Raw genomic sequence first — 25388 nt, forward strand, 5'->3', positions numbered from 1 at the left:
ATGACCGCGCCGCGATTATCGCATTTGCTGCCTATTTGCTCATCCCATACGGTCATCCGGTGGCGAAGCGACCGTGCCGGACTGCCCGTCTGTGTTTGTGTCTTCTGCGAACTGAAGGCACGATGCGCGCAGAAGACGGACGTATGCGGAGGGACGCCGTTCAAAGCACAGGCAGGTCGCTCGGTCCGGCACATAGAACATTTTCTGGGAGGAATATATGAAGTGGTATTCGGCAATGATCGCGACGGGTCTGGCTCTCATGCCGGCCTCCGCGTTTTCGGCATTTCCCGACTATTATCCGCCAGACTATCAGGCCATCGTCGATGCGGCGACCGCCGAGGGTAAGGTCGTCCTCTACGCGCCGCTGAGCACGACGACGCTGCGTCCGCTCATCGAGGGCTTCCAGGCGGAGTATCCGGGTATTACGGTGGAGCTCAACGACCTCAACACCGTGGTCATTTACAATCGCTTCATCAGCGAGGCCGCCGGCGGGGCGCAATCGGCGGACGTGCTCTGGAGCTCGGCGCTGGATCTCCAGGCCAAGCTCGTCACGGACGGCCACTCGCTGGATTATGCGTCTCCCGAAAGCGCGCATCTTCCCGACTGGGCCGTCTGGCAGGGCAAGGGCGCATACGGGACGACATTCGAACCGATGATCTTCGCCTACAACAAGGATGCGCTGAAGCCTGAGCAGGTGCCGCAGACGCATGCCGACATCGCCCGGCTGATCACCGAGAACCTCGATACGTTCAGCGGGCGCATCGCCTCCTACAATATCGAGACGGCCGGTCTCGGCTTTTTCGCCATCACGCAGGACAGCAAGATCTTTCCCGAATTCTGGACGCTCGCAAGGGCGCTCGGCGCGGCGTCCTCCCGGTTCTATTCCAGCACCGGCGAAATGATCGAGAGCATCGCTTCGGGCGAGAACGTGTTCGGCTACAATCAGCCGAGCCATGCGTCATCCTACGGCCGCGACAATCCGAGCCTCGGCATCGTCTTCCCGCAGGATTATCTCGTCATCGCGTCCCGAATGGCCTTCGTCACCGCCAAGGCGCAGAATCCCAATGCCGGAAAGCTCTTCCTCGACTACATGCTCTCGCAGCGCGGTCAGCAGATCATCGACGGGATGGGATTCCACTCGCTCCGCGACGACGTGACCGGACCGATGACCCGGGAAGACCTGACCAAGGCCTATGGCGACCGGCTGAAGCCGCCGGTCATGGGTCCGGGATTGCTGGAATTTCTCGACCAGGACAAGCGGCTCGAATTCCTCAACACCTGGAAGAGCTCGCTGAGCGCGGGCCAGTGAGGATCCGGCGCGCCGCATGAGACCTCACATTCATGCGGATGGAACCAGTCCCGTCCCGGTATCGCCGGAACGGGACCTCGGCGATGTGCCGACCGCTGGCGTTCGGAATGCCGCTTTCAAGACGCGCGCAGGACAAAAGGTCTTCGGCGCAGCATAAACAGGGAAATTTTTCATGGTAATGAACCCATCGCGGGCGGTGGTCATCCTGGTGACGGCAGGCGCTGTCTGTCTGCCCCTTGGAATTCTCTTCTACCAGAGTGTTCTGTCCGGCCCGTTCTTCCATGCGGATTCGCATTTCACGCTCGACGCCTTCGGCTTCGTCCTGAGGGATCCGGAGTTCTGGGTTGCCTTGCGGAACTCGCTGCTCGTGGCGACGGGCATGCTGGTCGTGGCCCTGCCGCTGGGCGCCTTGCTGGCGCTCCTCGTCGCTCGCACCGACATACCGGGACGCGGCGTTCTGGAGCCGCTCATCCTCGTGCCTATTCTCGTGTCCCCCGTGGTTCTCGCGCTCGGCTACGTCGTCGCGGCCGGCCCGGTGGGCTTTTACACCGTCTGGTCGAAGCAGCTCTTCGGCGTCGCGCCTTGGAACATCTATTCGCCGGTCGCCATTGCCGTGATCGGCGGGCTGAGCCATGTTCCCTACGTCTTCCTGTATGTCTCGACCGCCCTCAAGGGCGTGGGCTCGGATGTCGAGGAGGCCGCGCGGACCACCGGCGCCGGCCCGTTGCGGGTCGCCCTCGACGTCAACCTGCCTCTCGTGGCACCGGCCCTGATGTTCAGCGCAGTGCTGGTCTTCTTTGCCGGCGTGGAGATGTTCGGCCTCGCCCTCGTTCTGGGCAACTCGAACAATTTCAGCATGCTCGCGGTCTATCTCTATAAGCTGACCACCCGCCTCGGCGTCCCCGCCTATCACCTCATGGCGACGGTCGCCGTGCTGATCGTCCTCCTGACCTTCCCGCTGGTGATGCTGCAGCGACATTATCTTAAGGTGGCGGACAAGTTCGTGACGGTGCGGGGCAAGGCGGCGCGCCAGAGGCCGCTCACGCTTGGCGCCTGGCGTTATCCCGCCCTGATGCTGGCGCTCGCCTGGCTTGCCGTGACCGTCATCGTGCCGATCTCCGGCATCACGCTGCGCGCCTTCGTCACGTATTGGGGGCCGAACGTCAATCTCTTCGACGTGCTGACGCTGGACCAGTTCCGCTTCGTCTTCAGCGAGCCCGTGCTGGTTCGCGGCATTCGCAACAGCGTGCTCATTGGCGTGGTCGGCGGCGGCCTTGCCGTCGCTTGTTATGCAGCGATCGCCTTTGCCGCGCACCGGCGCAATGACGAGTGGACCCATCTAATGGATTATCTGATCCTGGTTCCGCGCGCCATTCCGGGGCTTCTCGCTGGCCTTGCCTTCCTGTGGGTGTTCCTGTTCATCAGCCCCCTGGCACCGCTTCGCGCGACGCTTTTCAGCATCTGGCTGGCCTATACGGTGGTCTGGCTTCCCTATGGTGCGCGTCTGGTTTCGAGTTCGCTGGTCCAGGTCGGCAAGGAGTTGGAGGAGGCGGCGGTCAGCATCGGCGCGACCCGCCGGCGGGCGATGTTCGACGTGACCCTGCCCCTCATCCGTGTGGGGCTGCTGACGAGCTGGCTTCTCGTGTTCCTGATGTTCGAACGGGAATACTCGACCGGCGTCTATCTGCTCACATCCGGCACCGAGGTGATCGGCGCACTTCTTGTCACGCTTTCGGAGACGGGCTCGATGAACCAGGTGGCGGCGCTCGCCGTCATCAATCTCGTCCTGATCGGCATCGGCGTGATTACTGCATTCCGTTTTGGAGTTCGCTTGCATGGGTAATCTGGTTATCAGAGATCTTCACGTCAGCTTCGGCGCATTCAAGATATTGAAGGGCGTCTCGCTTGAGGTGGGGCGCGGGGAGGTCGTGGTCCTGCTCGGTCCTTCGGGAAGCGGCAAGACTACGCTGCTGCGGGCGATCGCCGGCCTTGAAGCCCCGCAGCTCGGCTCCATCCGGATCGACGAGAAAGTCCTGTTCCAGGGCGATCGCCGGCTCGATGTTCCCGCGGAGAAACGCGACCTCGGCCTGGTTTTCCAGTCTTATGCCCTCTGGCCGCATCGCAGTGTGTTCGACAATGTCGCCTACGGTCTGAAGCTGCGCGGGGTGGACAAGCTGGAGATAGCGACGCGCACTCATGACGCGCTCAAGGAACTCGGCCTTTCCGGCCTTGCCGAACGTTTCCCGCACCAGCTTTCCGGCGGCCAGCAGCAGCGGGTCGCGATCGCGCGCGCGCTCGTTTACAAGCCGCCGGTTCTCCTCCTCGACGAGCCGCTGTCCAACCTCGACGCCAAGCTCAGGGACGAAGCCAAGGCGTGGCTGCGCAGCCTGATCGTCGATCTGCAGCTGTCGGCGGTCATGGTGACCCACGACCAGGCGGAGGCCATGGCGCTCGCCGACCGGATCATCCTGCTGTCCGACGGGAACGTGGTGCAGGAGGATACGCCGGTCGGCATATACAACAATCCCGCCAACATCTTTTCCGCGGAGTTCTTCGGCACGAACAACCGGATCCTCGGTACGGTCGTCGAAATCCTGGAAGGCGGGCGCACCCGTATTCGCTGCGAGGCCTCCGATATCGAGCTGGTCGGCGAGACGCGCGGAAATTACCGTGTCGGAAGTGCCGTCGTGGCGGTCGTCCGCGCCGAACGCATTCAGGTCGCCGGCGCCGGTAGCGGCCCCAACCGGTTCCCGCTTCCCCTCGCTCATTCCATGTTCGGCGGCAGCCGGTGGGAGCATTTCTTCCGGTTCGGACCCTCGCTGCTGCGTGTCTACGGCGAACGGCAGATTTCCGGCGAGGATCACTGGCTGGAAATACAGCCGGAACACCTCTGGATCTTTGATGCCCCCGAGGCCGCTAGCTAGGCGGGTGCGGCCGCCCGGACCAACGAAGAGACCATGACGCAAGACATACTGCGCAGACAGAAGGAAATGAAAATGTCGGACCAATCTCAGTCCCCGGCAGACGCCGATGCGGCGACGGTGGATTTGCCACTCTCGGGCATCAGGGTTCTGGAGTTTTGTCATACGATCATGGGGCCGTCCTGCGGACTGGTCCTGGCTGACCTCGGGGCCGAAGTCATCAAGGTCGAGCCTGCGCCCCTGGGAGACCGGACGCGAAACCTGAAAGGGTTCGTCGCGGGCACCTTCGCCTATTTCAACAGGAACAAGAAATCCATCGGCATCGATCTCAAGTCGGAAGAGGGGCGTGCTTTCGCGCACGCGATGATCCGCGATGCCGATGTCCTTGTCGAGAACTATGCTCCGGGCACGGCCGAGCGCATCGGACTGGGCTATGAGGAGGTCTCGAAACTGAATCCCCGCCTGATCTACTGCACGCTCAAGGGCTTCCTGCCCGGCCCCTACGAGACCCGCCCCGCTCTCGACGAGGTTGTCCAGTATATGGCCGGCTTGGCCTATATGACCGGCGAGCCCGGAAAACCCATGCGTGCGGGCGCTTCGATCGTCGATATCCTCGGTGGCGTCTTCGGCGCAATGGCCATTCTCACCGCCCTCAGGCAACGCGACAGGACCGGTCTCGGCGCGAAGGTCGGAAGCGCCCTGTTCGAAACCGCCGCGTTCCTGGTGGGCCAGCATATGGCGGGCGAGGCGGCGACCGGCATACCGGCCAAGCCCATGCCCGTGCGCGGCCGATCGTGGGCCATCTACGAGACGTTTCGCACTGGAGACGATGAAATCGTCTTTGTCGGCATAACAAGCGACCGGCATTGGGCGGCATTCTGCAAGGCGTTCGGCCAGGAGGCGCTTCTCACCGATCCCCGTTATACGACAAATGAAAAGCGCCTTACCGAGCACGGGGCGTTGCAGGCCATCATCGCGGGGATCGCCGCCGGATACAGCCGGCAGGCCTTCATGGACATTCTGGTCGCCAATGCCATTCCCGCCGCACCGGTTGCCACGCCCGGCGACCTCTTCGAAGATCCGCACCTGAACGCCAACAACTGGCTGGTGGAGACTAGCCTGGTGCGCGGCGGCACTGCGAAGCTTCCTAGATTGCCGATGTTCGTCGATGAGCTGGCCTTTGGCATACGCATGCAGCCGCCGACTCTCGGAGAGCACACGCATGAACTTGCAACGCGTCATGGTCTCAGTGACGAGGATGTCAAGAGGCTGCTTGGGGCGCAAATACTCGCATAGCCGAGGGATGGAAAGGCGGTCGATCCTCGGAAAGCATGCTTTGTCATCGTCCACAGCAGGAGTTCTGAAGATCGAGGACTCTGAACTGGTAGCGCTCATCGAGGACATCCAATACGAATTGCCCCGTTAACTTGTGGAGTACTGCCTGAGAAGGCGATATCCCTATCCGTCCTTACTGTGGGCGCTCACTGACCTGCTGATCGCCGTGATGCTGAAATGGCACCGTCCCGTGCGGTTCCTGATGGCGGAACGCCACGGCTCTGTGCCGCGGGCGACCCTCGTTACGCGGGCCGTCTGCCTCGCCATGGACGAAGGGGCAGGAGCGGCCATTGAAAAATTGCTCGAGGAGGATGCCATGCCGGCTTCGGCGCACGGCATCGCCTCCCGCCGGGAGTGTGACGCGGCTCTTCGAGCGGCCCTACGAAAACGTCTTTTTGTCGGTGGCTGGCAGCACCAAAGCCGACCGGTCTATGCCTGTACCATCAGAGCGTCGCAGGATCCGATGCGCCGCCCGGCGACGGGCTGTCCGACTTCGGGGCCACGGTGCTGATGACCGTCGCGTACTTCCAGCCGACCACCCGCAGCGACACGTCGAAGAATTTCGGCAAGGAGGTCAGCCGCGACATGATCGCTAGCCTTTGCAACGCCAACGTTCTCGTCTCCGGCCCGCGCAGCCCGACGCCTGGCGCTCCTACATACACCTATGTCCCGACGAAGCATCTTCCTTTTGGCCTTCTCCCTGCAGACGCTGGGCGGCCTGCCCGACATTGAGACGCTGGAGGACGCGGGCTTGCTGAGCCGCAAGGGTGTGGAAGAAGCCTTGGCGGCGGCCGAGGGCGAGGAAGAATGGACCGTGACCAGGGGTGCAGCTGGCTTTCACATCGCGCGCCTTTAAGAGCGCATCGGTTCAACGAAACAGTGCCGGAAATGTCTTCAGAACGCATAATCACCTCTTCGTTCCGCTGTCGTGAGAATGATGGGTTTGCCCATCACTACCGCATCAGAGAAACATCAGAATGGTCCGATTGCCTCTTTGGGATGTTCATTGGCCTTGCGGGTGCTCGCCTAGTAGCCGACGTGGTGGATGGAGCGGTTGCGCGGCAAGTCAAGGAGCACGGAAAGCACAGAACATCATATGATGTTGATCGATTTAAAACAGAAACATCATATGATGTTGACTTGAGGTAGCATCATATGTAGTGATGTCGATAGATCGCATCAGAAGATGCCATCATGCGACGGGAGGAGGTCGGGATGAAGAAAGTCGGCGTGATCGGTCTTGGCGACATGGGAAGTGGTCTCGCGCGCAACCTTGTCAAAGCCGGCTTTGAAACCGCAGGGTTCGACCTTAGGGAAGATCGGCTGGCAGCACTGTCGGAGATGGGCGGCAGGCCTGCGGCCAGTCCCGCGACGGTGGCGAAGACATCGGACGCCGTCTTCGTAATGGTCCTCAACGGTCAGCAGGCGAAGGACGTGGTGTTCGGCGCGGATGGCCTCGTCAGCGGTTTCAAACCGGGATCGACCGTAATCCTCACCGCGACCATCAAGCCGTCCGAGGCGCGGGAGATCGCCGACGGTCTCAAGAAACACGACATCCACCTCATCGATGCACCGGTCAGCGGCGGCTATCCGGGCGCGCAGGCCGGCACGTTGACGATGATGGCCGCGGGCGCGCCGGAGGTGCTGGACGTGCATCAGCCCATTCTGGAAGCGGTGGGCGAAAAGATCTTCCGGGTCGGCGCGAACGCGGGCGATGGGCAGACGGTCAAGGCATGCCTGCAGGCGCTGATCGGTTCGATCTTCACGGCGACCTTCGAGGCCGCGGTGCTCGGCGCGAAATCCGGCATTTCCGGCCAGGTCCTCTACGACGTATTCAGCGCTTCGGGGGCGGGCAACAACATCACCCGCAACGCCTACGGCAAGATCCTCGACCGGGCTTTTGTCGGCACGGGCAGCCATATCGGCACGATGTACAAGGACCTGACGATCACCATGGATCATGCCCGGGAGTTCGGCGTGCCGATGTTCACCACGGCCGCCGCCATGCAGCTCTTCCAGTCGGGCATCACGCGCTTTCCCGGCGAAGACAACTGGGCCGTGACGAAGATCCTCGAGGAGATCGTCGGCGCGACGGTCACCCGCTAGCCAACAGACGAAAGACACCGGAGCAAACATCACCATGGCCAAACTGGGCGTTATCACCGACGGCATCAGCCGGGATCCCGAATATGCGTTGCGGATCGCGGCGGAGGCGGGGCTCGACTATGCGGAATTCCAATATGTCTGGGACAAGGAGATCGGCGATCTCGACGCCGGCGAAATCCGGCGGCTGAAGGAACTGGTGGAGCGGAACGGCCTCAAGGTGTCGTGCATCTCGCGGCACATCTTTTCCGGCAACGTGACCATGGCGACCAAGACCAGCGATCCGGTCTATCAGCAGAATCTCGACGCGCTGAAGCGCTGCATCGCAACGGCGAAGGAGCTTGGCTCGCCACTGGTGCGCATCTTCAGCGGCCGCAAGGAGACGATCCTGTTCGGGCGCAACGGCGCCGACCATTGGAACGTCGCCAAAGGCGCCTGGGATGCCCTGTGCCCGCTGATCGAGCCGGCCGTGCGCCTGGCGGAGGAGGAACGTATGATGCTGGTCGTCGAGACCGGCAACGGCACGATGATCAACTCCTGCTGGACGGCGCGAAAACTGCTCGACGAGATCAACAGCGATTATCTCAAGGTGCTGTGGGATCCGGCCAACAATTGCTGGGCGCATGAGCGCGCCTATCCGGACGGCTACGAGCTCATCCGCGGCAAGTATCTCGGCCATATCCATATCAAGGATATTTTTGTGGATACGCCCAAGGCCACGCTCGAAGTGCGTAATATCGGCGAAGGCCTTCTGGCCGACCAGTTCTGGCCGATGGCCAAGGCGCTGAAGGCGGACGGCTATGACGGCGTGATCTCCTACGAAAGCGTCTACCGCCCGGACGGCGGTACGTTCGAGGATGGTTTTCACGCGGCCATCGGGCGGTTCAAGACGATTTTCGGCTGATGGCGCGCTACGCTGAAAAGCTGTCGCAGGATGCAAATACTGTCCGGGGCTCCGCAGGAGGGGGCCACGGACGGCGACCGGGTTTCGGGGAGGAGGCTCGATGAGAACAGCATGTGCCCATCTTTGCGGCGGCCTCGGCGAGGAGGTCGCGTCATGATGCGTATCGCCCTTTTCGGCGCGGGACGGATCGGCGAGGTTCACGCGCGCAACATCGCGGCGAACCTGCGGTGCAGGCTCGCCTTCGTCGTCGATCCCGATGCGGATGCGGCGGCGCGGCTCGCCGATCGTTATGGCGGACAGCCTGTGGCGGCCGACACTGCGATGGCCGCCGGCCAGACCGACGCTTTCATCGTCGCGAGCAGTACGAACACCCACGCCGCGCTCCTCAATGCGCTCGCGCCGCTGGGAAAGCCGATCCTCTGCGAAAAGCCCGTCAGCCTCGATTTCGCCGAGGCGGAGGCCTGCGCGCAAAGGCTGGACGCCGCGGACGCGCGCTGCATGATGGGATTTCACCGGCGCTACGATCCGGGTTTTGCGGAGGTCCGCAGGAGGGTGCAGTCGGGAGAGGCCGGCAGGATCTTCCAGCTGTGCATCGCCTCGCGCTCCTGGGCGCCGCCGCCGCCCGACTATATCCGGCAGTCCGGCGGCCTGTTCCGGGATCAGACAATCCATGATTTCGACGTGGCCCGGTTCCTTCTCGGCGAGCCGATCGCCAGCGTCTACGCCGTCGGCGGCTGCATGATCGACGAGCGGATCGGGGCGCTTGGCGATATCGATTCGGCCATGGTGACGCTTACCGCGGCCTCCGGCGCGCTGGTGTGCATCTGCAACGGGCGCTTCGCCGCCTTCGGCTACGACCAGCGGGTGGAGGTGTTCGGGACGAAGGCGACCTATGTCGTGGGGAACGTTTCCGCCGACACTGTCGCTTGCGGTACGGCGGACGGTTGGCTTTCGGCCCGGCCCAAGGCGACCTTCGCCGAGCGTTACCGCGAGGCGTACGAGCGCGAACTCGACCGCTTCGTCGACTTCGCCGAGGGCGACGAAGCGGACATCGCCACGCACCATGACGGACTGGCGGCGCAGGCGCTTGCCGAAGCCGCCCTGAATTCATTGCAGACGCGCACGCCCGTGGAGGTTTTCGCCAGAGCGGGGTGACGCTTGGCAGGCAGAGCTGCATCACGAGGGAGGACCAGTTGATGCTGAATGCGACGGTGGAAATGATCGGCCGACGGCTGCGGGTAGGGCTCGTCGGGGGAGGCGAAGGTTCGCTCATCGGGGCGACGCACCGCATCGCGATGCGCCTCGACGACCGCTACGAGATCATCGCGGGCGTGCTCTCCAGCAACGGCGAGAAGGCCGTGGAACTGGGCCGCAAGCTCGGGATCGCCAGACCCTATGCCAGTCTTTCGGATATGCTGAATGCCGAGCGCGAGCGGCAGGACCCGATCGACGTCGTCGCGATCATGACGCCGAACGACAGCCATGTCTCATCGGCGATCGCCGCGCTGGACGCCGGCTTTCACGTCATCTGCGACAAGCCGGTGGCCAACACGCTGGACGACGCGCTGGCGCTGGCGCAGAAGGTGCGCGAGAGCGGCCGCCGCTTCATGGTGACCTACAACTACACCGGTTATCCGATGGTGCGCCAGGCGCGGGCGATGATCGCCGCTGGCGTGATCGGCGCGCCGCATCTCGTCGAGGTCAGATACGCTCAGGGCAATCTCAGCAGTCTGGTCGAGCACCAGCCCGACCTTCCCGTGCAGTTGCAATGGCGGCTGGATCCGGCTCGCGGCGGGGCGGAGAACCTTCTGCTCGACATCGGCACCCATGCGCATCACCTGGCGACCTATGTCACCGGCCGACCGTTCGAGACGGTGTTCGCCGATATGGGGCCTGCGCTCAAGGGCCGCCGGTTCGACGATACCGCCGTCATCCTCGGCCGGCTCGCCGGGGACCTCCGCGTCTCGCTCTCCCTCACCAAGGCCGCGACCGGCGCGCCGCAGGTCTTCGGGATCGAGGTCTATGGCGAGAAGGGCGGCCTGCAATGGGAGCAGGGCCTGCCCAATGTGCTGCGCCACACCCGGCAGGGCAAGCCGCTGGAGGTTTATGGGCGCGCCACGGAGGGTCTCCTGCCGCTCGCCAGCCACTCCATCCATTCGCCCCCGCATCATCCCGAGGGATTCCGCGAGGCCTTTTCGAGCATTTACAGCGATTTTGCTGATGTGCTCGCCGCCGAGATCGCCGGTGTCGCGCCGCCGGCGGTCAGCCTGCATTATCCCGGCATTCAGGACGGCGTCGACGGCCTCGCCTGGGTCGAGGCCTGCGCCCGGTCTCGAAAGGAAGGCGGCTGGGCGCCGCTTGCGAAGAACCCGATCGCGGAGGCCGGGCCGTGACCTATCAGTTCGATTTCGGCGTCGTCCTCCGCAACTACCCGATCCTCCTGGAAGGGACCTGGCTCACCATCCGCCTCTCCATCACGGCGATGGTGCTCGGCCTCCTCATCGCGCTCGCGATGGTTCTGGCGCGGCGCTCACGCTTCTGGGGAGTTTCGGCGATCTCGCTCGCCTATGTCGAAATCGTCCGCAACACACCCTTCCTCGTGCAGATATTCCTGCTGTATTTCGGTCTGCCGACGCTCGGCATCCGCATGTCGCCCAATACGGCGGCGGTGATCGCGCTCTCCATCAATGTCGGGGCATATGCGACGGAAATCATCCGGGGTGGTGTTGAATCGATCAGCAAGGGCCAGATCGAGGCGGGGCTCGCTATTGGCCTGCGTCCGTTACAGGTATTCCGCTATGTGATCTTCAAGCCGGCGATGCGGGCGATCTATCCGGCCCTCACGAGCCAGTTCATCCTCATCATGCTCACGTCGAGCGTCGTCGCCTCCATTTCGGCGAATGAGCTGACCTATGTCGCGCAGTCATTGGAGACGATGACCTTCAGAAGTTTCGAAATCTATTTCGTCGTCACGATCGTCTATCTCATCCTGACATTTCTCTTATCGCGAATATTCGACTTTCTGTACGGCTATTTGTTTTCTTATCCGACGAGGTAGGGACAATGCTTACTGTTCGTGACTTTGGTTTCAATGAATTCCTTTTCCTGCTGACCGGCCTGTGGTGGACGATCGGCCTCTCGCTGGTGGCCTTCGCCGGGGGGGTGCCGGGCGGCCTCGCCATCGCGCTGGCGCGGGTGGCGAACGGGCCGCTCCGCCGATACTTCGCCAAGGGCGTCATCGAGCTATTCCAGGGCACCCCGCTCCTGATGCAGCTCTTTCTCGTTTATTTCGGCCTCGGCCTGCTCGGCTTCGAGCTCAGCCCCTGGACGGCTGCCGCCATCGCCTTCACGCTGCATGCGAGCGCCTTTCTCGGCGAAATCTGGCGCGGCTGCATCGAGGCCGTGCCGAAGGGCCAGACGGAGGCGGCGACCGCGCTGGCGCTCTCCTACTGGACGCGCATGCGCTACGTCATCCTGCCCCAGGCATTCCGCATTTCGCTTCCTGCGACGGTCGGCTTCTTCGTGCAGCTCATCAAGGGTACGTCGCTGGCGGCAATCATCGGCTTTACGGAACTCGCCCGCGCCGGGCAGATCATCTCGAACGCCACCTGGCAGCCGCTGCTGGTCTACACGGTCGTCGGGGCGATCTACTTTGCCCTGTGCTGGCCCCTGTCCCGTTACAGCAAGCATCTGGAAAGCAAATATGCGCTCGCAGACCGGTGATGCGTTCATGAAGGAAATAAACCTATTCGAACGTCAAAAATAACCAAGTGGAGGAGTGAAAATGTTTTGCAATCTCTTGAAGTACCTGCAGCGTCCCCTCGTGAAACTGGGCATAGCGGCCATCGCGCTTGCCTGCCTCATGCCGGGCCTTTCGCCGACCGAAGCCTCGGCCGGCACGCTTGAGGACATCGCAGCCCGGGGAAAGCTGATCGTCGGCATCCAGGCGGAAAACCCGCCATGGGGCTTCATTGACGAGAAGGGCGAGAACGCCGGCTATGACGCCGACGTCGCGCGGCTGATGGGCGAGGCGCTCAAGGTGCCGGTCGAGTTCGTGCGCGTCACGACGCCGAACCGGATCGCGCAGCTTCAGACCGGGCGCGTCGATGTGTTGATCGCCGTTCTCGGCATGTATCCCGACCGCGCGGAGGTCGTGCAGTTCTCTAAGCCCTATTCGACACTGCGCAACATCGTGATCGCGCCGAAATCCATGGAGATCAAGGACTTTCCCGATCTTGCGGGCATGAATGTCGGCGTCTGCCGCGGCTGCAACCAGGACAAGATCCTGACGGAGAACGTACCGTCCGACACAACGATGCAGCGCTTCGACGACGATGCGGCGACCGCGCAGGCACTGCTCTCCGGACAGGTCACGGTGATAGGTGGGAACAACACCTATATTGCCAACATCAACAAGGTGAAGCCGGACAACGACTATGAACAGAAGTTCGTGCTCACCACCCAATGGACCGGCATGGGCCTACGCAAGGGCGATCCGGAATTCCTCGCCTGGACCAATGATTTCATCGACGGGATCATCAAGGACGGCCGACTGAACGAGGTCAGCCAGCGCTGGCTACAGGAGGACCTGCCGGAATTCCCGGCCAAGCTCGACGGCATTCCGTTCTGATCCGAGCCGCATGGAAGAAGGAAGCCGCCGGAGGACGCCCGCGGAATGCGGGGCCGGTCCGGCGGCTCCAACCCGAACGTAACGCCCGCGACATGTCGCATATGCGGCGCGGCGGAGGGAGTGCTGCCTCAATGCGCGTCTTGATCACAGGAGCCGGAGGGTTCATCGGGGCATGGGCGATCCGTCGTTTCATCGCGGCCGACGTCGCCGTGCGCGCCTTCGACATCCGCTCGGACCGGCGCATCCCCGACGAGGTCGACGTGGCCGCCGCCGACGCAGTGGAATGGACGCGCGGCGACATCACGGACGCCGCGGCGGTCGAAAAGGCCGCCAGGGGATGCGCGGCGATCGTCCATCTCGCCGGTCTTCAGACGCCGGCCTGCATGGCCGACCCGGTCGCCGGTGCCATGGTCAACGTCATCGGCACGCTGAACGTCTTCAGGGCCGCCCTTTCGACGGAAGCCGGCTTCGTCGTCTACGCCAGCAGCGCGGCGGTGTTCGGCCCCGACAACGGCCACACGCCATTTCCCGTGACCCACTACGGCACCTACAAACTGGCCAACGAGGGAAATGCCCGCGCCTTCTTCCGGGAAGAGGGGCTTTCCAGCATCGGGCTGCGGCCCTTCACGGTCTACGGCCCCGGCCGGGACACGGGCCTTTCCGCCGGCTTCACGCTTGCCTGCCGGGCGGCGGCGGAGCGGCGTCCCTACGTGATCGGGCTGACGGGCGCATCCGACATGCTCTTCGTCGACGACGTCGCGGCGGCGATCGAGACGGCCGTGGCGACGCGGCCGAAGGGCGCTTCCGCCTTCAGCCTCATCGGCGAGACGGCCAGCGTGGAGGATTTCATCCGCGAGATCGGGCGACATGTTCCGGATGCGCAGATCCGCGCCGAGGGACCGCCCATCTCGACCTATTTCGAACTCACCCCCGACCGGATCGAGACGGTCCTTCCGGGGCTTCCCCGAACGCCGCTCGAAGCCGGCGTGCGGCGCACGATCAATCACTATCGCCGCCGCGTTGGCCGCTAACCGGCGTTTCACGGCGTTTTCTAGGATGTGGAAAGGACAGACATGAAAATCGGGATCATTGGCGCGGGCGCGATGGGCAGCATCGTCGGCGCGCGGCTGGCGAAGGCCGGCATCGACGTGACGTTGTTCGACACCTGGCGCGAGCACGCCGACGCCATCCGCACGAACGGGCTGACCATCGAGATGGACGACGGTCCGTTCACCGTCACGCTTCCCATCCACGACCGGCCGGCGCCCGACATGCGGTTCGACATCGTCGTGACGCTGGTGAAGTCGCATTCGACGCGCGCGGCCGCGATGATCGCCCGGGAGCATCTGGCTAAGGGCGGGGCCGTCATCTCTTTCCAGAACGGGCTGGGCAACGAGGAGGTGATCGCCGAGGTGATCGGGCCGGAACGCACGCTCGGAGGAACGCTCTATTTCGGCGGCAACGTCATCGGCCCGGCGCATGTGAAACATTCCAACCCGCATGCCGGCATCGCCGTCGGCGGGCTCACGCCCGAGGGGCAGGGGCCAGCCCGGCACCTGGCGGAAGCGTTGCGGGCGGCGGATTTCGAATGCCGGGTCGAGGACGACGTCATGGCCGTGAAATGGCAGAAAGCATTGCTCAATGTCGGCACCAACCCCTTCGCGACGATCCTCAACCTGCCGAACCGCGCGGCCGGCGACATTCCCGGAATCCGCCAGGCGATGATCGCCTGCTGCGCCGAGGCGATCGCCGTGGCGAAGGCCAAGGGCGTACGGCTGCCGGGCGGCGACGATCCGCACGACTATGTGCGCCAGGGCACCGACGTCCACAATTACGAGCACAAGTCCTCCATGTGCATCGACCTTGCCGCCGGCCGGAAGACGGAGGTCGACTTCATGAACGGGGCGATCTCGGCCTTCGGCGCGCAATACGGTGTCCCGACCCCGCTTAACACCACGGTGACGGCCGCCATTCATCGCGTCGAGCAGGAAAAGCGGGAGACCGCCGCGGGCGTGTCAGGGTAGGCCGCCGCCTGCTCGTTCCACCGTCTCCCTCGCAGCCGTCCGCCGGGCAAGACCATGACAATCGCACAGCCTGCAGCCGTTCCTCAAAGCCTGATCCGGGCGAGCGCCATGATTCTCGCCGCGGTCAGCTTCTTCGCCGTCGGTGACGCCTTCTCGAAGGTCGTTGCGGAACGGTCCGGCCCGGTAATGGCGCTCTGGGGGCGGGCCCTGTTCTTCGTCGTCTTCGTCGTGCCCTATTTCTGGTCGCGGCGCCTGCCGGAAACGTTCCTCGGCCCGAATGCCCGCCTGCTGGCGGTCCGTTCGCTGCTGCCGCTCGTCAGCGGCATGACCGTCATCATCGCCTTCATGTATCTTCCCCTGGGTCAGGTCACGGCGATCATCTACATCTCGCCGGTCATCAGCGTCGCGCTGGCGCGGATCTTCCTCGGAGAGCCGGTCGATCTCTATCGATGGCTCGCTGTCGTGATCGGCTTTGTCGGCGTGCTTCTCGTCACGCAGCCTGGTACGGACGCGTTCGACTGGGTGATGCTGTTGCCGCTGCTCGGCGGTGTCGGCCTGTCCTTCAATCATGTCATCACGCGGCACCTGTCGACGCGCATCCCGCTGAGCGCGGCCATCGTGCACATGGCGATCACCGGGCTTGTCGTCTGCACCGTCCTCTTGCCTGTCTATTGGCGGCCGCTGGATGCGCAGGGCTGGCTGCTGGTGGCGGCCACGGGCTTGGCGCAGGCCGTCGGCCAAGTGCTGTTCCTCGCCGCCTTCGCCCGAGCGCCGGCCTCGCGTGTCGCGCCCTTCACCTATGCGCAACTCGTTGTCGCGGCGATCTGCGGCTTTGTCGCCTTCGGAGAGGTGCTGTCGTCTATCACCGTCGCCGGCGCCGGGCTGATCACGGCGGCCGGGCTCCTGACCCTGGCGCGGCGGCGATGAGCGCCGCGCCCGATCCTGTGTCAGGGCCTGCTGGCGGCTTCCAGCACGCCGCGCGCCGCCTGGAACATCCGCCGTGCCCGGCCGAGCGGATCGACGGGGCGGACGTCTCCGGCGAGCGGCGCCTCGACGCCGATCATCGTGCCCTTCGGCAGGGCCTCGATCATCGCGACGAGCGGGAACTCACCGTCTCCGGGGAGCAGCCTTCCATTGCGCGCCTCAAATGGCAGGTCGTCCGGCCAGGGCGCGCTCAGCGTCCCGTCGCAGAGCTGGAACGATCCGATAGCGTCCGGCGCAAGCGTGCGCAGCGAGGCCGGCGTGCCGCCCGAGCGGACGAGATGCAGGGCGTCCGGCAGGATGCAGCCCGAACCGGCGCGCCGGAGGATGTCGATGGCGTCTTCGAGGCTCTTCACCGGGCGAAACGGCATGAACTCCAGATCGACGACGACGCCGAAGGCGGCCGCGTCTTCGCTGAGCGCGGCGAAGACCTCCGAGAGCGCGGCGAAATCGCTGTCGTTCCCGGCCACCGTCAGGCGCTTCGCGCCGAGTTCGGCGCCGGTCTCCAGGGTCGCAACATAGTCGTCGCGTGTCATTCCGGCGTCGAGGGCGAGCGTCTCGACATAGGCGACGGCGATGCCGAGCGCTTCGGCCCGCCCGCGAACCGCCCGCATTCCCTCGGAGCCCGGCCGGATTTCGTAGACTGGCGCACCCTTGGCGGCGGCGCGCACGCGCAGGCTGACGCCGGAAAATCCCGCGGCGGCGGCGGTCTCCAGGAAAGCGAGCGGTTCGAGATCGATCAGGCTTTGATGGGCGAGATAGAGCGGCGTCATTCGGTCGGTCCGTCCGTTGGAGGAAATCGTCTTGCAAAAGATATGTGCCTATATATAAACTTGTTTCTCAAATAGAACAATCCAAAACCTCGGAAGTGGATGTTGCGATGTCGAATCTGGCGCAGTGGTTTTCTCTGGAAGGTAAGGTCGCCCTGGTGACGGGGTCTGCCCGCGGGCTCGGCTGGGCGATGGCGCAGGCGCTCGCCGAGGCCGGCGCGCATATCATCATCAACGACATCAACGAAAGTGCTCTGGAAAAGAGCGCACGCGACCTTTCGGCCAGGGGGCTGCAGGTCTCGACGGCCCGGTTCGACGTCACTAACGAGAAGGAGGTTAACGACGTGCTGGCGGACGTGACGGTGCGGACGGGTTCGGTGGACATTCTCATCAACAGCGCAGGCGTCCAGAACCGCAAGTACTTCATCGACTACGACCTCGACGAAATCCGCAAGCTGATGGAGATCCACTATTTCGGCTCCGCCAACGTCACGCGCGCGGTCATTCCCGGCATGCAGGCGAAGAAGGACGGCCGCCTGATTTTCGTCAGCTCCCTTTCGCTGAAATCGATGCGGGTTCCCATGGCGCCCTATGCGGCGGCGAAAGGCGCGCTGACGGCCCTGATGAACGCATTGGCGATGGAACTCGGCCCCTGGGGGATCACCAGCAATGCGATCGCGCCTGGATTCTTCATCACGGAGATGTCGCGGAAACTGGTGGAGGACAAGGAGTTCAAGTCATATATCGACAGCCGCATCGCCCTGAAGCGCTGGGGCGATCCGAAGGACCTCCAGGCTGCCGTGGTCTTCCTCGCCGGGCCGGGCGCGAGCTACTACACCGGCCAGGTGATCGAAATGAACGGCGGCATCCTGACGACGGTCTGACGCCGCCTGTCAGATCCAGCCACATTGATGGCGGATGTCCGCTACCGCCTTCTCCAGCACGGCGAGGCAGCGGTCGCGCGCGGCGTCCTCGAAGCGGGCGATGGGCATGGCGATGTTGAGCGAGGCGAGGGGGAAGCCCGACGCGCTGAGAACGGGGCGGGCGACGCCGGCGATGCCGATCGTGAACTCCTCCACGACCTGCGCATAACCCTTCGCCCTGACATCCGCCAGTTCGGCCTCCAGCGCCGGGATGGTGGTGATCGTGTTGGGGGTAATCGGCTCGAGCACGACGCGGCTGAGATAATCACGTCGCATCTCTTCGGGCAGATGGGCGAGGAGCGCCTTGCCGCCTGACGTGGCGTAGAGCGGCGCGGAATCGCCGGACTGCATGTGGTAGAGCAGGCGGCGTGGGCTCGTCACGGCGGCGACGACCTCCGAGCGGTCGCCCTTGATGAAGTTGAGCGCGCAGGATTCCTGCGTCTCGCCGGTGATCCACGAGAGAACGGGCGCTGCCACCGAAACGAGGTCGGTGCTGTCGCCGACGCGCCTGGCGAGGTCGGCGATCGCCGGGCCGAGCTCGTAGCCTTTGCTGGCGGGCTGGTAGATCAGGTAGCCGCGCCGGACGAGGGTCTTCAGGAGCTGCGTCAGGCTGCTTTTCGGGATGTCCAGCTCCCGGGCGATTTCCGTATGGGTCTTGTCGCCCCAGCGCCCGAGATATTCGAAAAGATCGAGCACGCGCATCGCCGATTTGACGGCGCCCGATTCCTGAAGCTCTGCCTTGTCACTGGTCATGCTTCCTCGTAGGCGCTGCCGCCGGCTTCGGCAAGGGGCCAGCCGTCGGGACGCGCCGGCCTCAATGCTTGACCATGTAGTCGCGCAGCATGTCCAGGTTCAGGTGGTTCGAGATGTTTTCGCGGGTGACGATGGAGATCGAGACCTCGCCGCGCAGGCTGCGCGGCTTGTCGGCGCCCGAGACCAGGAATTGCAGGGCCTTTTCGGCGATCGCCGTCATGTCCTGGTGGATGACCACCTCCATGCGGCGCTGGAGCAGGAAGTCGCGGGTGTTGGCCGTGAGATTGTGGCCAATGACGAAACTCGACGAGCCGCCGGCGTGCCGCTTCAGGGCGTTGATCGCCCCGATAATGCCGGCGCCGACGCAATAGACGCCGGCAAGCTTCGGGTCCCGCTTCAGCACCTCCGAAAGCCGTTCATAGGCTTCCTCGGTGTCGTCCTGCGTACAGGTGACGTCGAGGATTTCGAGGTTCGGGAAATCGGTCCGGAGTGCGCTGCGAAAGCCGAATTCGCGCTCGTCATGCGCCCGGTAGAGATGCCCGCCCCAGAGGACGGCGATCGGCCCGGCGCCGCGGGTCAGGAGCCCCATGAGATAACCCGCCGTGCGCCCGGCGGCGCGGTTGTCGAGGCCGACATAGCTCACACCCATGCTCGACAGGTCCGACACAACGGTCACCAGCGGAATGTTCCGGTTCGCCATCTGCGAGACGGTGTCGCGAACGGTCGGGTCCTCCAGCGCCTGGAAGGCGACGCCGCTCGTGCCCTGTTCGGCGCAGGCCTGCAGCGCCCGGCAAAGGCTCTGCGGGTTGAGGCGCTCGACGAAGGTCACGCGATGCTGCACCTTGCATAGGTCCGCATGGTAGCGGAAGGCGGCGGCGAGATATTCCGTGGAAAGGCCGGCATTGCGGGGCAGGATGATGTCGTAGACGCCGAGGTCGCTGCGCTCTTCCGGGCCGTTCTCGGCCAGCTTCTGAATGGCGTCGCGCACGAGATCGACGGCCTTGGCGCTGACGCCCGGCCGACTGTTCAGCACGCGGTCGACGGTCGCCGAGCTCAGGCCCGAAACCCGGGCAATGTCCTGTATCCTTGGGCGTGTTGAGACCATGAATCCTCTTCCTTTGCTCATTCCATAGCGCATGCCGCCGTTCTTGCAAAGACGGGGCGATCGCCTCAAATGAGGGTGCGCCGCCACCTGATGATTTGATGCCACACCCATTCGAAGGGCGAGGCAAACGTGCATGACGCACACCGTTGCGCGCGCCATTCTTTCTCATGGCCCATCATTTTAGTGCCATATGAGGCATCAAGACTTAATCAATGATACATCATTTGATGTTGACAGAAAACGGAACTTTGTTACGTTGCCGCTCGGGTGGAAGAGCATGGCGCCGCGGGCCGTTCAAGCGACGGGAAGGTGCGAAACGCCGGGGTCGGCCCTGCGTTACGCGGGGCTTTGGCTGCGGCGAAGCCGCATGCGGCGCGAGAAACCGGGAGGATACATGACGACGAACAGGGATCTCGCCGCGACGGACGGCGTCTTCATCGAGATGCGCGACCTGAACAAGTGGTTCGGCGTGTTCCACGCCCTGAAGGATGTGAGCCTCACCGTCGGCAAGGGCGAGAAGATCGTCATCTGCGGCCCGTCGGGATCCGGCAAGTCGACGCTCATCCGCTGCATCAACGGCCTCGAACCCTTCCAGAAGGGACGCGTGCTGGTGGACGGCATCAATCTCGATGACGGCAAGGCGGTCGAGGCCGTGCGGCGCGAGGTCGGCATGGTCTTTCAGAGCTTCAACCTCTTCCCGCACATGACGGTGCTGGAGAACTGCACGCTCGCCCCCCGGCGCGTGCGCGGAATCGCCCAGGGCGAAGCGGAAAAGACGGCGCGGCAGCTTCTCGAAAGGGTGCGCATCCTGGAACAGGCCGAAAAATATCCCGCCCAGCTTTCCGGCGGCCAGCAGCAGCGCGTCGCGATCGCCCGCGCGCTGTGCATGGAGCCCAAGGTCATGCTGTTCGACGAGCCGACCAGCGCGCTCGATCCGGAAATGGTCAAGGAGGTGCTGGACACCATGATCAGCCTTGCCCGCGACGGCATGACGATGATCTGCGTCACCCACGAAATGGGCTTTGCCCGGCAGGTCGCCGACCGCGTGGTGTTCATGGCCGACGGCATGGTTATCGAAGAGGCACCGCCGGAGACGTTTTTCCAGTCGCCGCAGCATCCGCGCGCCAAAGCCTTTCTCGGAGAGATTCTCGCGCATCATTAGGTGGCCGCAACCTGCTGCTTGCCCAATTAGCATAGTTCATATATAAAACTAAGTTCATTATGAAGAACAAATGGAGCAAAGATGACCGAGACCGCGCGAGCCGGCAGCACCCTGTCATCCACGGCGCTGGAGGTGGCGCTCCGGGATCGCCTTGAGATAAGGGACCTCTTGGAAAACTGGGTGGTCTGGCGCGATGCGGGCCATTGGGAGCGTTTCCGCTCAGTCTGGCACGCGGACGGCCGGATGATGGCGACCTGGTTCCAGGGCAGCGCCGACGAGTTTATCCGTGTCAGCAAGGAAGGCTGGGAGAAGGGCGTCAGCATCCTGCATTTCCTCGGCGGAACCTCGATCGATCTTTCCGGCGACCGAGCGATCGCCCAGACGAAGATGACGATCTCCCAGCGCGGCCGGATCGGCGACATCGTCTGCGACGTGGTGTGCACCGGCCGGTTCTACGACTTCCTGGAAAAGCGGCGCGGTGCCTGGGGCCTCGTTCTGCGCCAGCCGATCTATGAAAAGGACACAGTCTCGCCGGTCAATCCGTCGGCGACGCTGGTGCTGGACAAGGCGTTGCTCGAGCGCTTCCCCCAGGGCTATCGCCATCTCGCCTACATGCAGACCGGCATCGGCTACAAGGTCAAGGAGGACATGCCGGGCGTGAAAGGCCCGCAGGTCGAGGCGCTCTATGCGCGCGGCGCCGCCTGGCTGGCGCGAACCGCATTGGACGGCGCGCCATGAGCGGCCGGCAGAAACGCCGCTCCGTGCGTCGAGCGCTGCGACTACCAGGAGTGCTGCGACCATGACGCGCTCACCCCACGGCAATCCGGCTTTTCTATCACTGGCCCATCTGACGCTGATCGACGCGGACCCGCTGACCCTCGTCGACGCGGCCGCAGCCGGCCGGTTCGACGCCATCGGCCTTCGCATCGTTCCGCCCATGCCGACCGACCGGATCGTGCCTGTCATCGGCGACGAGGTGTTGATCCGCGACATCGAGCGCCGGCTGGACGCGACCGGGATCCGCGTTTTCGATATCGAAGCCGTCTGGCTGACGCCGGAGACCGATGTCGTGCGTCTCAGGCCGGCGCTGGAGCTTGGCGCGCGCCTTGGAGCGAACCATCTCCTCGTCGTCGGCAATGATCCGGAGGCGGGCAGACTCAGGGACAATTTCGCGGGACTGTGCGATCTCGCGGCAGGCTTCGGGATCGGTGTGGCGCTGGAGATGATGTCCTATGTCGCGCTGAACACGCTTCCGAAAGCGTTCCGCCTGCTCGACGAGGTCCGTCGCCCCAATGCGCGCCTCCTGATCGACGCGCTCCATCTCATGCGTTCGGGCGGAAAGCCCGCGGATCTCGTAGGGCTTTCCCCGGCGCTCTTTCCCTATGTCCATCTGTGCGACGCGGCTGCGGCCCGGCCGCCGGATCTGGAGCGCCTGCGCTATGAGGGCCGCGGCGGGCGCTTTTATCCAGGCGAGGGAGAACTGCCACTGGTGGACCTGATGCACGCGCTGCCGGCCGATATCGCGGTTGCGGTCGAAGCGCCGTGCGCGGCCTATGCCGGGCTGTCGCCGCTGGAGAGGGCGCGCATCTGCGGGGCGGCGACGCGCGCCTTGCTCAACGCGGCGCAGGCCGCGCGAACGGCCGCCCAATGGGGGAAACGGGAATGAGCGGCGATTGCAAGGTGCTGGTCCTGAATGGTCCGAACCTCAACATGCTCGGAACGCGGCAGCCGGAAATCTATGGCCATTCGACGCTGGCCGACCTGGAACGGCTGGCGAAGACGGCGGCGGAGCCCTTGGGCCTCGTCATCGATTTCCGCCAGTCCAACAGCGAGACCGAGCTCATTACCTGGGTTCAGGAGGCGCGCGCCGACATGGCCGGCATCGTTATCAATGCGGGCGCCTACACCCACACTTCGGTCGCGATCATGGACGCGCTGCTCGCCTTTCCCGGGCCGGTGCTCGAGCTGCACCTTTCCAACAATTTCCGGCGCGAGGCCTTTCGCCATACATCCTACGTCTCGCTCGCCGCCAAGGGCATCATCGAGGGATTCGGCGCCGATGGATATGAGCTCGCCGTCCACGCCATGGCGAAGCTGCTGCGCGGCGCGGCGACGGAGGGCAGGAAGAACGGATGACCGAGATGACGTCCCTCGTCATCGTCACGGCGACGGTCGCGGCCTTCCTCGTTGGGCTCTCCAAGGGGGGCCTCGCCTCGGTCGGCATGCTCGCGGTTCCGCTGATGGCGCTGGTGATGTCGCCCGTCACGGCGGCAGCACTTCTGCTTCCCATCTACGTCATCAGCGACATGGTCGGCCTCTACCTCTACCGCGGCGATTTCTCCGGCCGGAACCTCGCCATCCTCATGCCCGCGGCGGTCTTCGGCGTCTGTCTCGGATGGGCCTTCAGCGCGCACCTGCCGAGCCTCTTCATCGGCATGCTGGTTGGGCTGGTTGGGCTGCTCGGCTGCTTCAACGCCTGGGTCGGCGCGCGCTTTCGCAAGACCGTGCGGCGGGCCGACGTGCCCGCGGGCCTCTTCTGGGGAACGCTCGCAGGCCTGACGAGCTTCGTCTCGCATTCGGGCGCGCCGCCCTTCCAGATCTACGTGCTGCCGCAGCGTCTCGACAAGGTGACGTTCGCCGGCACCTCGACCATCCTCTTCGCCGCGATCAACGCGGCGAAGATCGCCCCCTACTGGGAATTGCGGCTGTTTTCGCGCTTCGATGCGACCGTGGCGTTATGGCTCCTGCCGAGCGCGATCGCCGGCACCTTCGCAGGCGCGAAGCTGACGCGCGTCATCCCGGAAAAGCTGTTCTACCTGGTCATCCAGATCGCCCTTCTGGTTCTGTCCCTGAAACTGATCGCCGATTACGTCGTCACGCTTTTCCCGACGTGAAGACGGCAAATTCCAATGCGCGGTATCCATTGCAAAGGAGGTGGATTATGCCCTTTCCCCCGGCCGATATCGGCGAACTCAAGCGCACGATCGTCAAACGGCAGCTTTCCTTGCCGCGGAGGGTTCGTGTGGTGCTGCGCACGGCGCTTGAAGAGCCTTACCTGGTGGCTTTCGGCACAGCCGGTTCGCTGGCGCAAGCCTGCTGCGTCGGCGAGACGACGGTGCTTCGAACCTCAAAATGCCTGGGCTTCGCCAGTTACACGCAATTCAGGGGGCTTTTCCGTACCCATCTGCAGGCCTGAAGCGGGCGAGCAAGTCGTCGGCCCCGCGGACCGGAAGGCCCATATCGCTGCCAATCGCGATGAAAGCTGCCCATCTCGATATAGCACCGTGCAGCGGCCTCCGCCGTCGCGAAGATGCCGACGGGCATATTCGCATCGCGCACCTTGTCGAAGATGTCCTTGATTTCGCGCTGCACGTCTTCGTGCGCGAGATTTCCGAGATGCCAGAGCGCCACCGCAAGGCTGGAGGGCTGATGAAGATGCCGTCGACCGATGCCATGGGCTCCAGGTTACGAACGCCTGCCACGCTTCCGATCTGTACCAGCAGGCAAATGTCGCCTCTTGCGGTTTGAAGAGAACCACTGTCACGGCAAAAGTCGGAAATCAACTAGAGAGGAGTATGCAATGACCACTCGACCTTCTGAGGGTTCTACCTCCGCTAGGTATTTTACCGAGGACAATTCCGTGGAAGCAGTGAACGGCCGGATGGGGGCTGAAACCGACGCTCGCTTCGCGGTCGTGATGTCTAGCCTCGTCAAGCACCTGCACGCTTTTGCTCGCGAGATTGAGTTAACACAGGACGAATGGGAGATCGGCATCGAGTTTCTGACACGAACCGGTCAGATCTGCAGCCAAGAACGACAGGAATTCATTCTCCTTTCTGACACGCTCGGATTCTCGATGCTCGTCGACGCGATCAATAATCGTCGTCCTGAGGGCGCAACCGAGAACACTGTCTTTGGTCCGTTTCACGTCGAAGGCGCGCCGGTCCGTTCCATGGGCGACAGCATCTGTCTTGATGGTAAAGGCGAGACATGCCTGTTTATAGGTCGGGTCATCGACCTCGGTGGAAATCCGATTGAAGGTGCGCGGATCGATGTATGGTCGGACAATGCCGAGGGTTACTACGATGTTCAACAGCCGGACGTGCAACCCAAGTGGAACAACCGCGGAGTTTTCGTTACAGGAGCTGATGGGCACTACAGCTTTGTCGGTATAAAGCCGGTTTCCTATCCGATCCCCGATGATGGCCCCGTCGGTACGATGTTAGACAATCTCGGCCGCCATCCATTTCGTCCAGCCCATATGCATTACATGGTCAGGGCTGACGGCTTTCAGAAATTGGTGACGCACACATTCGTTGGGGATGATCCTTATCTGGAATCTGACACCGTCTTTGGTGTGAAGAAAACCCTCGTTGCGCCCTTCGAAAAGGTGACGGACGGTTCCACTCAGTGGAGGTCCGACTACGACTTCGTTCTCGTCCGCCCTGACCAGACCCGATAGGAGGCA

Annotated in this window: 28 protein-coding genes; 24 read left to right on the forward strand and 4 right to left on the reverse strand. The window is 63.7% G+C overall.

Annotated features, from left to right (window positions below; all coding sequences use genetic code 11):
• The first annotated feature begins 217 nt into the window (after positions 1–217).
• The 4 genes from AABQ55_RS08660 (at position 218) to AABQ55_RS08675 (ending at position 5526) form a co-directional block, all read left to right on the forward strand.
• Positions 218–1309 carry an ABC transporter substrate-binding protein gene (locus tag AABQ55_RS08660; protein WP_272804725.1) on the forward strand — a complete coding sequence of 364 codons (1092 nt, stop codon included), beginning with the start codon at positions 218–220 and terminating at the stop codon, positions 1307–1309.
• A gap of 172 nt (positions 1310–1481) precedes the next feature.
• The gene (locus AABQ55_RS08665; RefSeq protein WP_244767696.1) at positions 1482–3152 is read left to right on the forward strand and encodes an ABC transporter permease; all 1671 of its coding nucleotides are present in this window, start codon (positions 1482–1484) and stop codon (positions 3150–3152) included.
• Entirely contained in the window at positions 3145–4233 is a 1089-nt protein-coding gene (locus tag AABQ55_RS08670) for an ABC transporter ATP-binding protein (RefSeq protein WP_272804726.1), read from the forward strand. Before AABQ55_RS08665 ends, AABQ55_RS08670 begins: the two co-directional genes overlap by 8 nt.
• Positions 4234–4266: 33 nt before the next feature.
• Complete coding sequence (locus AABQ55_RS08675; protein ID WP_272804727.1) at positions 4267–5526, forward strand: CaiB/BaiF CoA transferase family protein; 1260 nt, start codon at positions 4267–4269, stop codon at positions 5524–5526.
• A gap of 482 nt (positions 5527–6008) precedes the next feature.
• Here AABQ55_RS08675 and AABQ55_RS37735 read toward each other — a convergent pair whose 3' ends face one another.
• Positions 6009–6152: a hypothetical protein gene (locus AABQ55_RS37735; RefSeq protein ID WP_443021088.1), complete on the reverse strand. Its 144-nt coding sequence runs from the start codon at positions 6150–6152 to the stop codon at positions 6009–6011.
• Positions 6153–6253: 101 nt separating this feature from the next.
• On the opposite strand from AABQ55_RS37735, the gene AABQ55_RS37740 reads away from it, so the two are divergent.
• The 11 genes from AABQ55_RS37740 to AABQ55_RS08730 all read left to right on the forward strand — a co-directional run bounded on the left by AABQ55_RS37740 (position 6254) and on the right by AABQ55_RS08730 (position 16153).
• Positions 6254–6421 (forward strand): hypothetical protein, encoded by a 168-nt coding sequence (locus AABQ55_RS37740; RefSeq protein WP_443021089.1) that lies wholly within the window; start codon positions 6254–6256, stop codon positions 6419–6421.
• Positions 6422–6759: 338 nt separating this feature from the next.
• Positions 6760–7671 carry an NAD(P)-dependent oxidoreductase gene (locus AABQ55_RS08685; protein WP_263194237.1) on the forward strand — a complete coding sequence of 304 codons (912 nt, stop codon included), beginning with the start codon at positions 6760–6762 and terminating at the stop codon, positions 7669–7671.
• A 34-nt stretch (positions 7672–7705) separates the two neighbouring features.
• Complete coding sequence (locus tag AABQ55_RS08690; RefSeq protein WP_272804728.1) at positions 7706–8572, forward strand: sugar phosphate isomerase/epimerase family protein; 867 nt, start codon at positions 7706–7708, stop codon at positions 8570–8572.
• A gap of 153 nt (positions 8573–8725) precedes the next feature.
• On the forward strand, positions 8726–9727 hold the full coding sequence (locus AABQ55_RS08695) for a Gfo/Idh/MocA family protein (protein ID WP_272804729.1): 1002 nt from the start codon (positions 8726–8728) through the stop codon (positions 9725–9727).
• A gap of 41 nt (positions 9728–9768) precedes the next feature.
• Positions 9769–10965, forward strand: coding sequence for a Gfo/Idh/MocA family protein (locus tag AABQ55_RS08700; protein ID WP_244767690.1), 1197 nt, complete (start codon positions 9769–9771; stop codon positions 10963–10965).
• Positions 10962–11630 (forward strand): amino acid ABC transporter permease, encoded by a 669-nt coding sequence (locus AABQ55_RS08705; RefSeq protein ID WP_244767689.1) that lies wholly within the window; start codon positions 10962–10964, stop codon positions 11628–11630. Before AABQ55_RS08700 ends, AABQ55_RS08705 begins: the two co-directional genes overlap by 4 nt.
• A 5-nt stretch (positions 11631–11635) precedes the next feature.
• Positions 11636–12295: an amino acid ABC transporter permease gene (locus tag AABQ55_RS08710; protein ID WP_272804730.1), complete on the forward strand. Its 660-nt coding sequence runs from the start codon at positions 11636–11638 to the stop codon at positions 12293–12295.
• 61 nt (positions 12296–12356) lie between these two features.
• Positions 12357–13202 carry a transporter substrate-binding domain-containing protein gene (locus AABQ55_RS08715; RefSeq protein ID WP_272804731.1) on the forward strand — a complete coding sequence of 282 codons (846 nt, stop codon included), beginning with the start codon at positions 12357–12359 and terminating at the stop codon, positions 13200–13202.
• Positions 13203–13333: 131 nt separating this feature from the next.
• A complete protein-coding gene (locus AABQ55_RS08720) occupies positions 13334–14233 on the forward strand; it encodes an NAD-dependent epimerase/dehydratase family protein (protein WP_272804732.1) in 900 nt (299 codons plus the stop codon).
• 42 nt (positions 14234–14275) lie between these two features.
• Positions 14276–15226, forward strand: a complete 951-nt coding sequence (locus AABQ55_RS08725; protein ID WP_272804733.1) for a ketopantoate reductase family protein — start codon at positions 14276–14278, stop codon at positions 15224–15226.
• 108 nt (positions 15227–15334) lie between these two features.
• Entirely contained in the window at positions 15335–16153 is an 819-nt protein-coding gene (locus AABQ55_RS08730; RefSeq protein WP_272804734.1) for a DMT family transporter, read from the forward strand.
• A 20-nt stretch (positions 16154–16173) separates the two neighbouring features.
• Here AABQ55_RS08730 and AABQ55_RS08735 read toward each other — a convergent pair whose 3' ends face one another.
• Positions 16174–16980 carry a sugar phosphate isomerase/epimerase family protein gene (locus tag AABQ55_RS08735; RefSeq protein WP_272804735.1) on the reverse strand — a complete coding sequence of 269 codons (807 nt, stop codon included), beginning with the start codon at positions 16978–16980 and terminating at the stop codon, positions 16174–16176.
• Positions 16981–17087: 107 nt separating this feature from the next.
• Here AABQ55_RS08735 and AABQ55_RS08740 point away from each other — a divergent pair, with 107 nt between their 5' ends.
• Positions 17088–17861 carry an SDR family NAD(P)-dependent oxidoreductase gene (locus tag AABQ55_RS08740; protein WP_244767682.1) on the forward strand — a complete coding sequence of 258 codons (774 nt, stop codon included), beginning with the start codon at positions 17088–17090 and terminating at the stop codon, positions 17859–17861.
• A gap of 9 nt (positions 17862–17870) precedes the next feature.
• Here the strand turns inward: AABQ55_RS08740 and AABQ55_RS08745 are convergent, their stop codons facing one another.
• On the reverse strand, positions 17871–18653 hold the full coding sequence (locus tag AABQ55_RS08745) for an IclR family transcriptional regulator (protein WP_244767681.1): 783 nt from the start codon (positions 18651–18653) through the stop codon (positions 17871–17873).
• A gap of 61 nt (positions 18654–18714) precedes the next feature.
• Complete coding sequence (locus tag AABQ55_RS08750; protein ID WP_244767680.1) at positions 18715–19758, reverse strand: LacI family DNA-binding transcriptional regulator; 1044 nt, start codon at positions 19756–19758, stop codon at positions 18715–18717.
• Positions 19759–20200: 442 nt separating this feature from the next.
• Here AABQ55_RS08750 and AABQ55_RS08755 point away from each other — a divergent pair, with 442 nt between their 5' ends.
• From AABQ55_RS08755 to AABQ55_RS08790, 8 genes are all read left to right on the forward strand, one after another.
• Positions 20201–20920 (forward strand): amino acid ABC transporter ATP-binding protein, encoded by a 720-nt coding sequence (locus AABQ55_RS08755; RefSeq protein WP_244768099.1) that lies wholly within the window; start codon positions 20201–20203, stop codon positions 20918–20920.
• Between the two features lie 81 nt (positions 20921–21001).
• Positions 21002–21658 carry a nuclear transport factor 2 family protein gene (locus AABQ55_RS08760; RefSeq protein ID WP_272804736.1) on the forward strand — a complete coding sequence of 219 codons (657 nt, stop codon included), beginning with the start codon at positions 21002–21004 and terminating at the stop codon, positions 21656–21658.
• Positions 21659–21719: 61 nt separating this feature from the next.
• Positions 21720–22586 (forward strand): sugar phosphate isomerase/epimerase family protein, encoded by an 867-nt coding sequence (locus AABQ55_RS08765; RefSeq protein WP_272804737.1) that lies wholly within the window; start codon positions 21720–21722, stop codon positions 22584–22586.
• Positions 22583–23056 (forward strand): type II 3-dehydroquinate dehydratase, encoded by a 474-nt coding sequence (aroQ, locus tag AABQ55_RS08770; RefSeq protein ID WP_244767678.1) that lies wholly within the window; start codon positions 22583–22585, stop codon positions 23054–23056. Before AABQ55_RS08765 ends, aroQ begins: the two co-directional genes overlap by 4 nt.
• Entirely contained in the window at positions 23053–23814 is a 762-nt protein-coding gene (locus tag AABQ55_RS08775) for a sulfite exporter TauE/SafE family protein (RefSeq protein ID WP_272804738.1), read from the forward strand. Before aroQ ends, AABQ55_RS08775 begins: the two co-directional genes overlap by 4 nt.
• Before the next feature lie 47 nt (positions 23815–23861).
• Entirely contained in the window at positions 23862–24116 is a 255-nt protein-coding gene (locus tag AABQ55_RS08780) for a MurR/RpiR family transcriptional regulator (RefSeq protein ID WP_244767676.1), read from the forward strand.
• Positions 24117–24175: 59 nt separating this feature from the next.
• Positions 24176–24448, forward strand: coding sequence for a hypothetical protein (locus AABQ55_RS08785; protein ID WP_272804739.1), 273 nt, complete (start codon positions 24176–24178; stop codon positions 24446–24448).
• 52 nt (positions 24449–24500) lie between these two features.
• On the forward strand, positions 24501–25382 hold the full coding sequence (locus AABQ55_RS08790; protein ID WP_272804740.1) for an intradiol ring-cleavage dioxygenase: 882 nt from the start codon (positions 24501–24503) through the stop codon (positions 25380–25382).
• Positions 25383–25388: the final 6 nt, after the last annotated feature.

Origin of the sequence: Shinella sp. WSD5-1 (assembly GCF_963942435.1) — a bacterium.
GTDB lineage: Bacteria > Pseudomonadota > Alphaproteobacteria > Rhizobiales > Rhizobiaceae > Shinella > Shinella yambaruensis.

Coding starts and splice junctions, on each gene's coding strand:
- AABQ55_RS08760 (WP_272804736.1), top strand. CDS start 21,002: ATGACCGAGACCGCGCGAGCCGGCAGCACCCTGTCATCCACGGCGCTG.
- AABQ55_RS08660 (WP_272804725.1), top strand. CDS start 218: ATGAAGTGGTATTCGGCAATGATCGCGACGGGTCTGGCTCTCATGCCG.
- AABQ55_RS08775 (WP_272804738.1), top strand. CDS start 23,053: ATGACCGAGATGACGTCCCTCGTCATCGTCACGGCGACGGTCGCGGCC.
- AABQ55_RS08740 (WP_244767682.1), top strand. CDS start 17,088: ATGTCGAATCTGGCGCAGTGGTTTTCTCTGGAAGGTAAGGTCGCCCTG.
- AABQ55_RS08695 (WP_272804729.1), top strand. CDS start 8,726: ATGATGCGTATCGCCCTTTTCGGCGCGGGACGGATCGGCGAGGTTCAC.
- AABQ55_RS08725 (WP_272804733.1), top strand. CDS start 14,276: ATGAAAATCGGGATCATTGGCGCGGGCGCGATGGGCAGCATCGTCGGC.
- AABQ55_RS08745 (WP_244767681.1), bottom strand. CDS start 18,653: ATGACCAGTGACAAGGCAGAGCTTCAGGAATCGGGCGCCGTCAAATCG.
- AABQ55_RS08675 (WP_272804727.1), top strand. CDS start 4,267: ATGACGCAAGACATACTGCGCAGACAGAAGGAAATGAAAATGTCGGAC.
- AABQ55_RS08790 (WP_272804740.1), top strand. CDS start 24,501: ATGACCACTCGACCTTCTGAGGGTTCTACCTCCGCTAGGTATTTTACC.
- AABQ55_RS08715 (WP_272804731.1), top strand. CDS start 12,357: ATGTTTTGCAATCTCTTGAAGTACCTGCAGCGTCCCCTCGTGAAACTG.
- AABQ55_RS08700 (WP_244767690.1), top strand. CDS start 9,769: ATGCTGAATGCGACGGTGGAAATGATCGGCCGACGGCTGCGGGTAGGG.
- AABQ55_RS08750 (WP_244767680.1), bottom strand. CDS start 19,758: ATGGTCTCAACACGCCCAAGGATACAGGACATTGCCCGGGTTTCGGGC.
- AABQ55_RS08665 (WP_244767696.1), top strand. CDS start 1,482: ATGGTAATGAACCCATCGCGGGCGGTGGTCATCCTGGTGACGGCAGGC.
- aroQ (WP_244767678.1), top strand. CDS start 22,583: ATGAGCGGCGATTGCAAGGTGCTGGTCCTGAATGGTCCGAACCTCAAC.
- AABQ55_RS08730 (WP_272804734.1), top strand. CDS start 15,335: ATGATTCTCGCCGCGGTCAGCTTCTTCGCCGTCGGTGACGCCTTCTCG.
- AABQ55_RS08765 (WP_272804737.1), top strand. CDS start 21,720: ATGACGCGCTCACCCCACGGCAATCCGGCTTTTCTATCACTGGCCCAT.
- AABQ55_RS08685 (WP_263194237.1), top strand. CDS start 6,760: ATGCGACGGGAGGAGGTCGGGATGAAGAAAGTCGGCGTGATCGGTCTT.
- AABQ55_RS08780 (WP_244767676.1), top strand. CDS start 23,862: ATGCCCTTTCCCCCGGCCGATATCGGCGAACTCAAGCGCACGATCGTC.
- AABQ55_RS08755 (WP_244768099.1), top strand. CDS start 20,201: ATGCGCGACCTGAACAAGTGGTTCGGCGTGTTCCACGCCCTGAAGGAT.
- AABQ55_RS08785 (WP_272804739.1), top strand. CDS start 24,176: ATGAAAGCTGCCCATCTCGATATAGCACCGTGCAGCGGCCTCCGCCGT.
- AABQ55_RS08710 (WP_272804730.1), top strand. CDS start 11,636: ATGCTTACTGTTCGTGACTTTGGTTTCAATGAATTCCTTTTCCTGCTG.
- AABQ55_RS08735 (WP_272804735.1), bottom strand. CDS start 16,980: ATGACGCCGCTCTATCTCGCCCATCAAAGCCTGATCGATCTCGAACCG.
- AABQ55_RS08670 (WP_272804726.1), top strand. CDS start 3,145: ATGGGTAATCTGGTTATCAGAGATCTTCACGTCAGCTTCGGCGCATTC.
- AABQ55_RS37735 (WP_443021088.1), bottom strand. CDS start 6,152: ATGTCGCGGCTGACCTCCTTGCCGAAATTCTTCGACGTGTCGCTGCGG.
- AABQ55_RS08690 (WP_272804728.1), top strand. CDS start 7,706: ATGGCCAAACTGGGCGTTATCACCGACGGCATCAGCCGGGATCCCGAA.
- AABQ55_RS08720 (WP_272804732.1), top strand. CDS start 13,334: ATGCGCGTCTTGATCACAGGAGCCGGAGGGTTCATCGGGGCATGGGCG.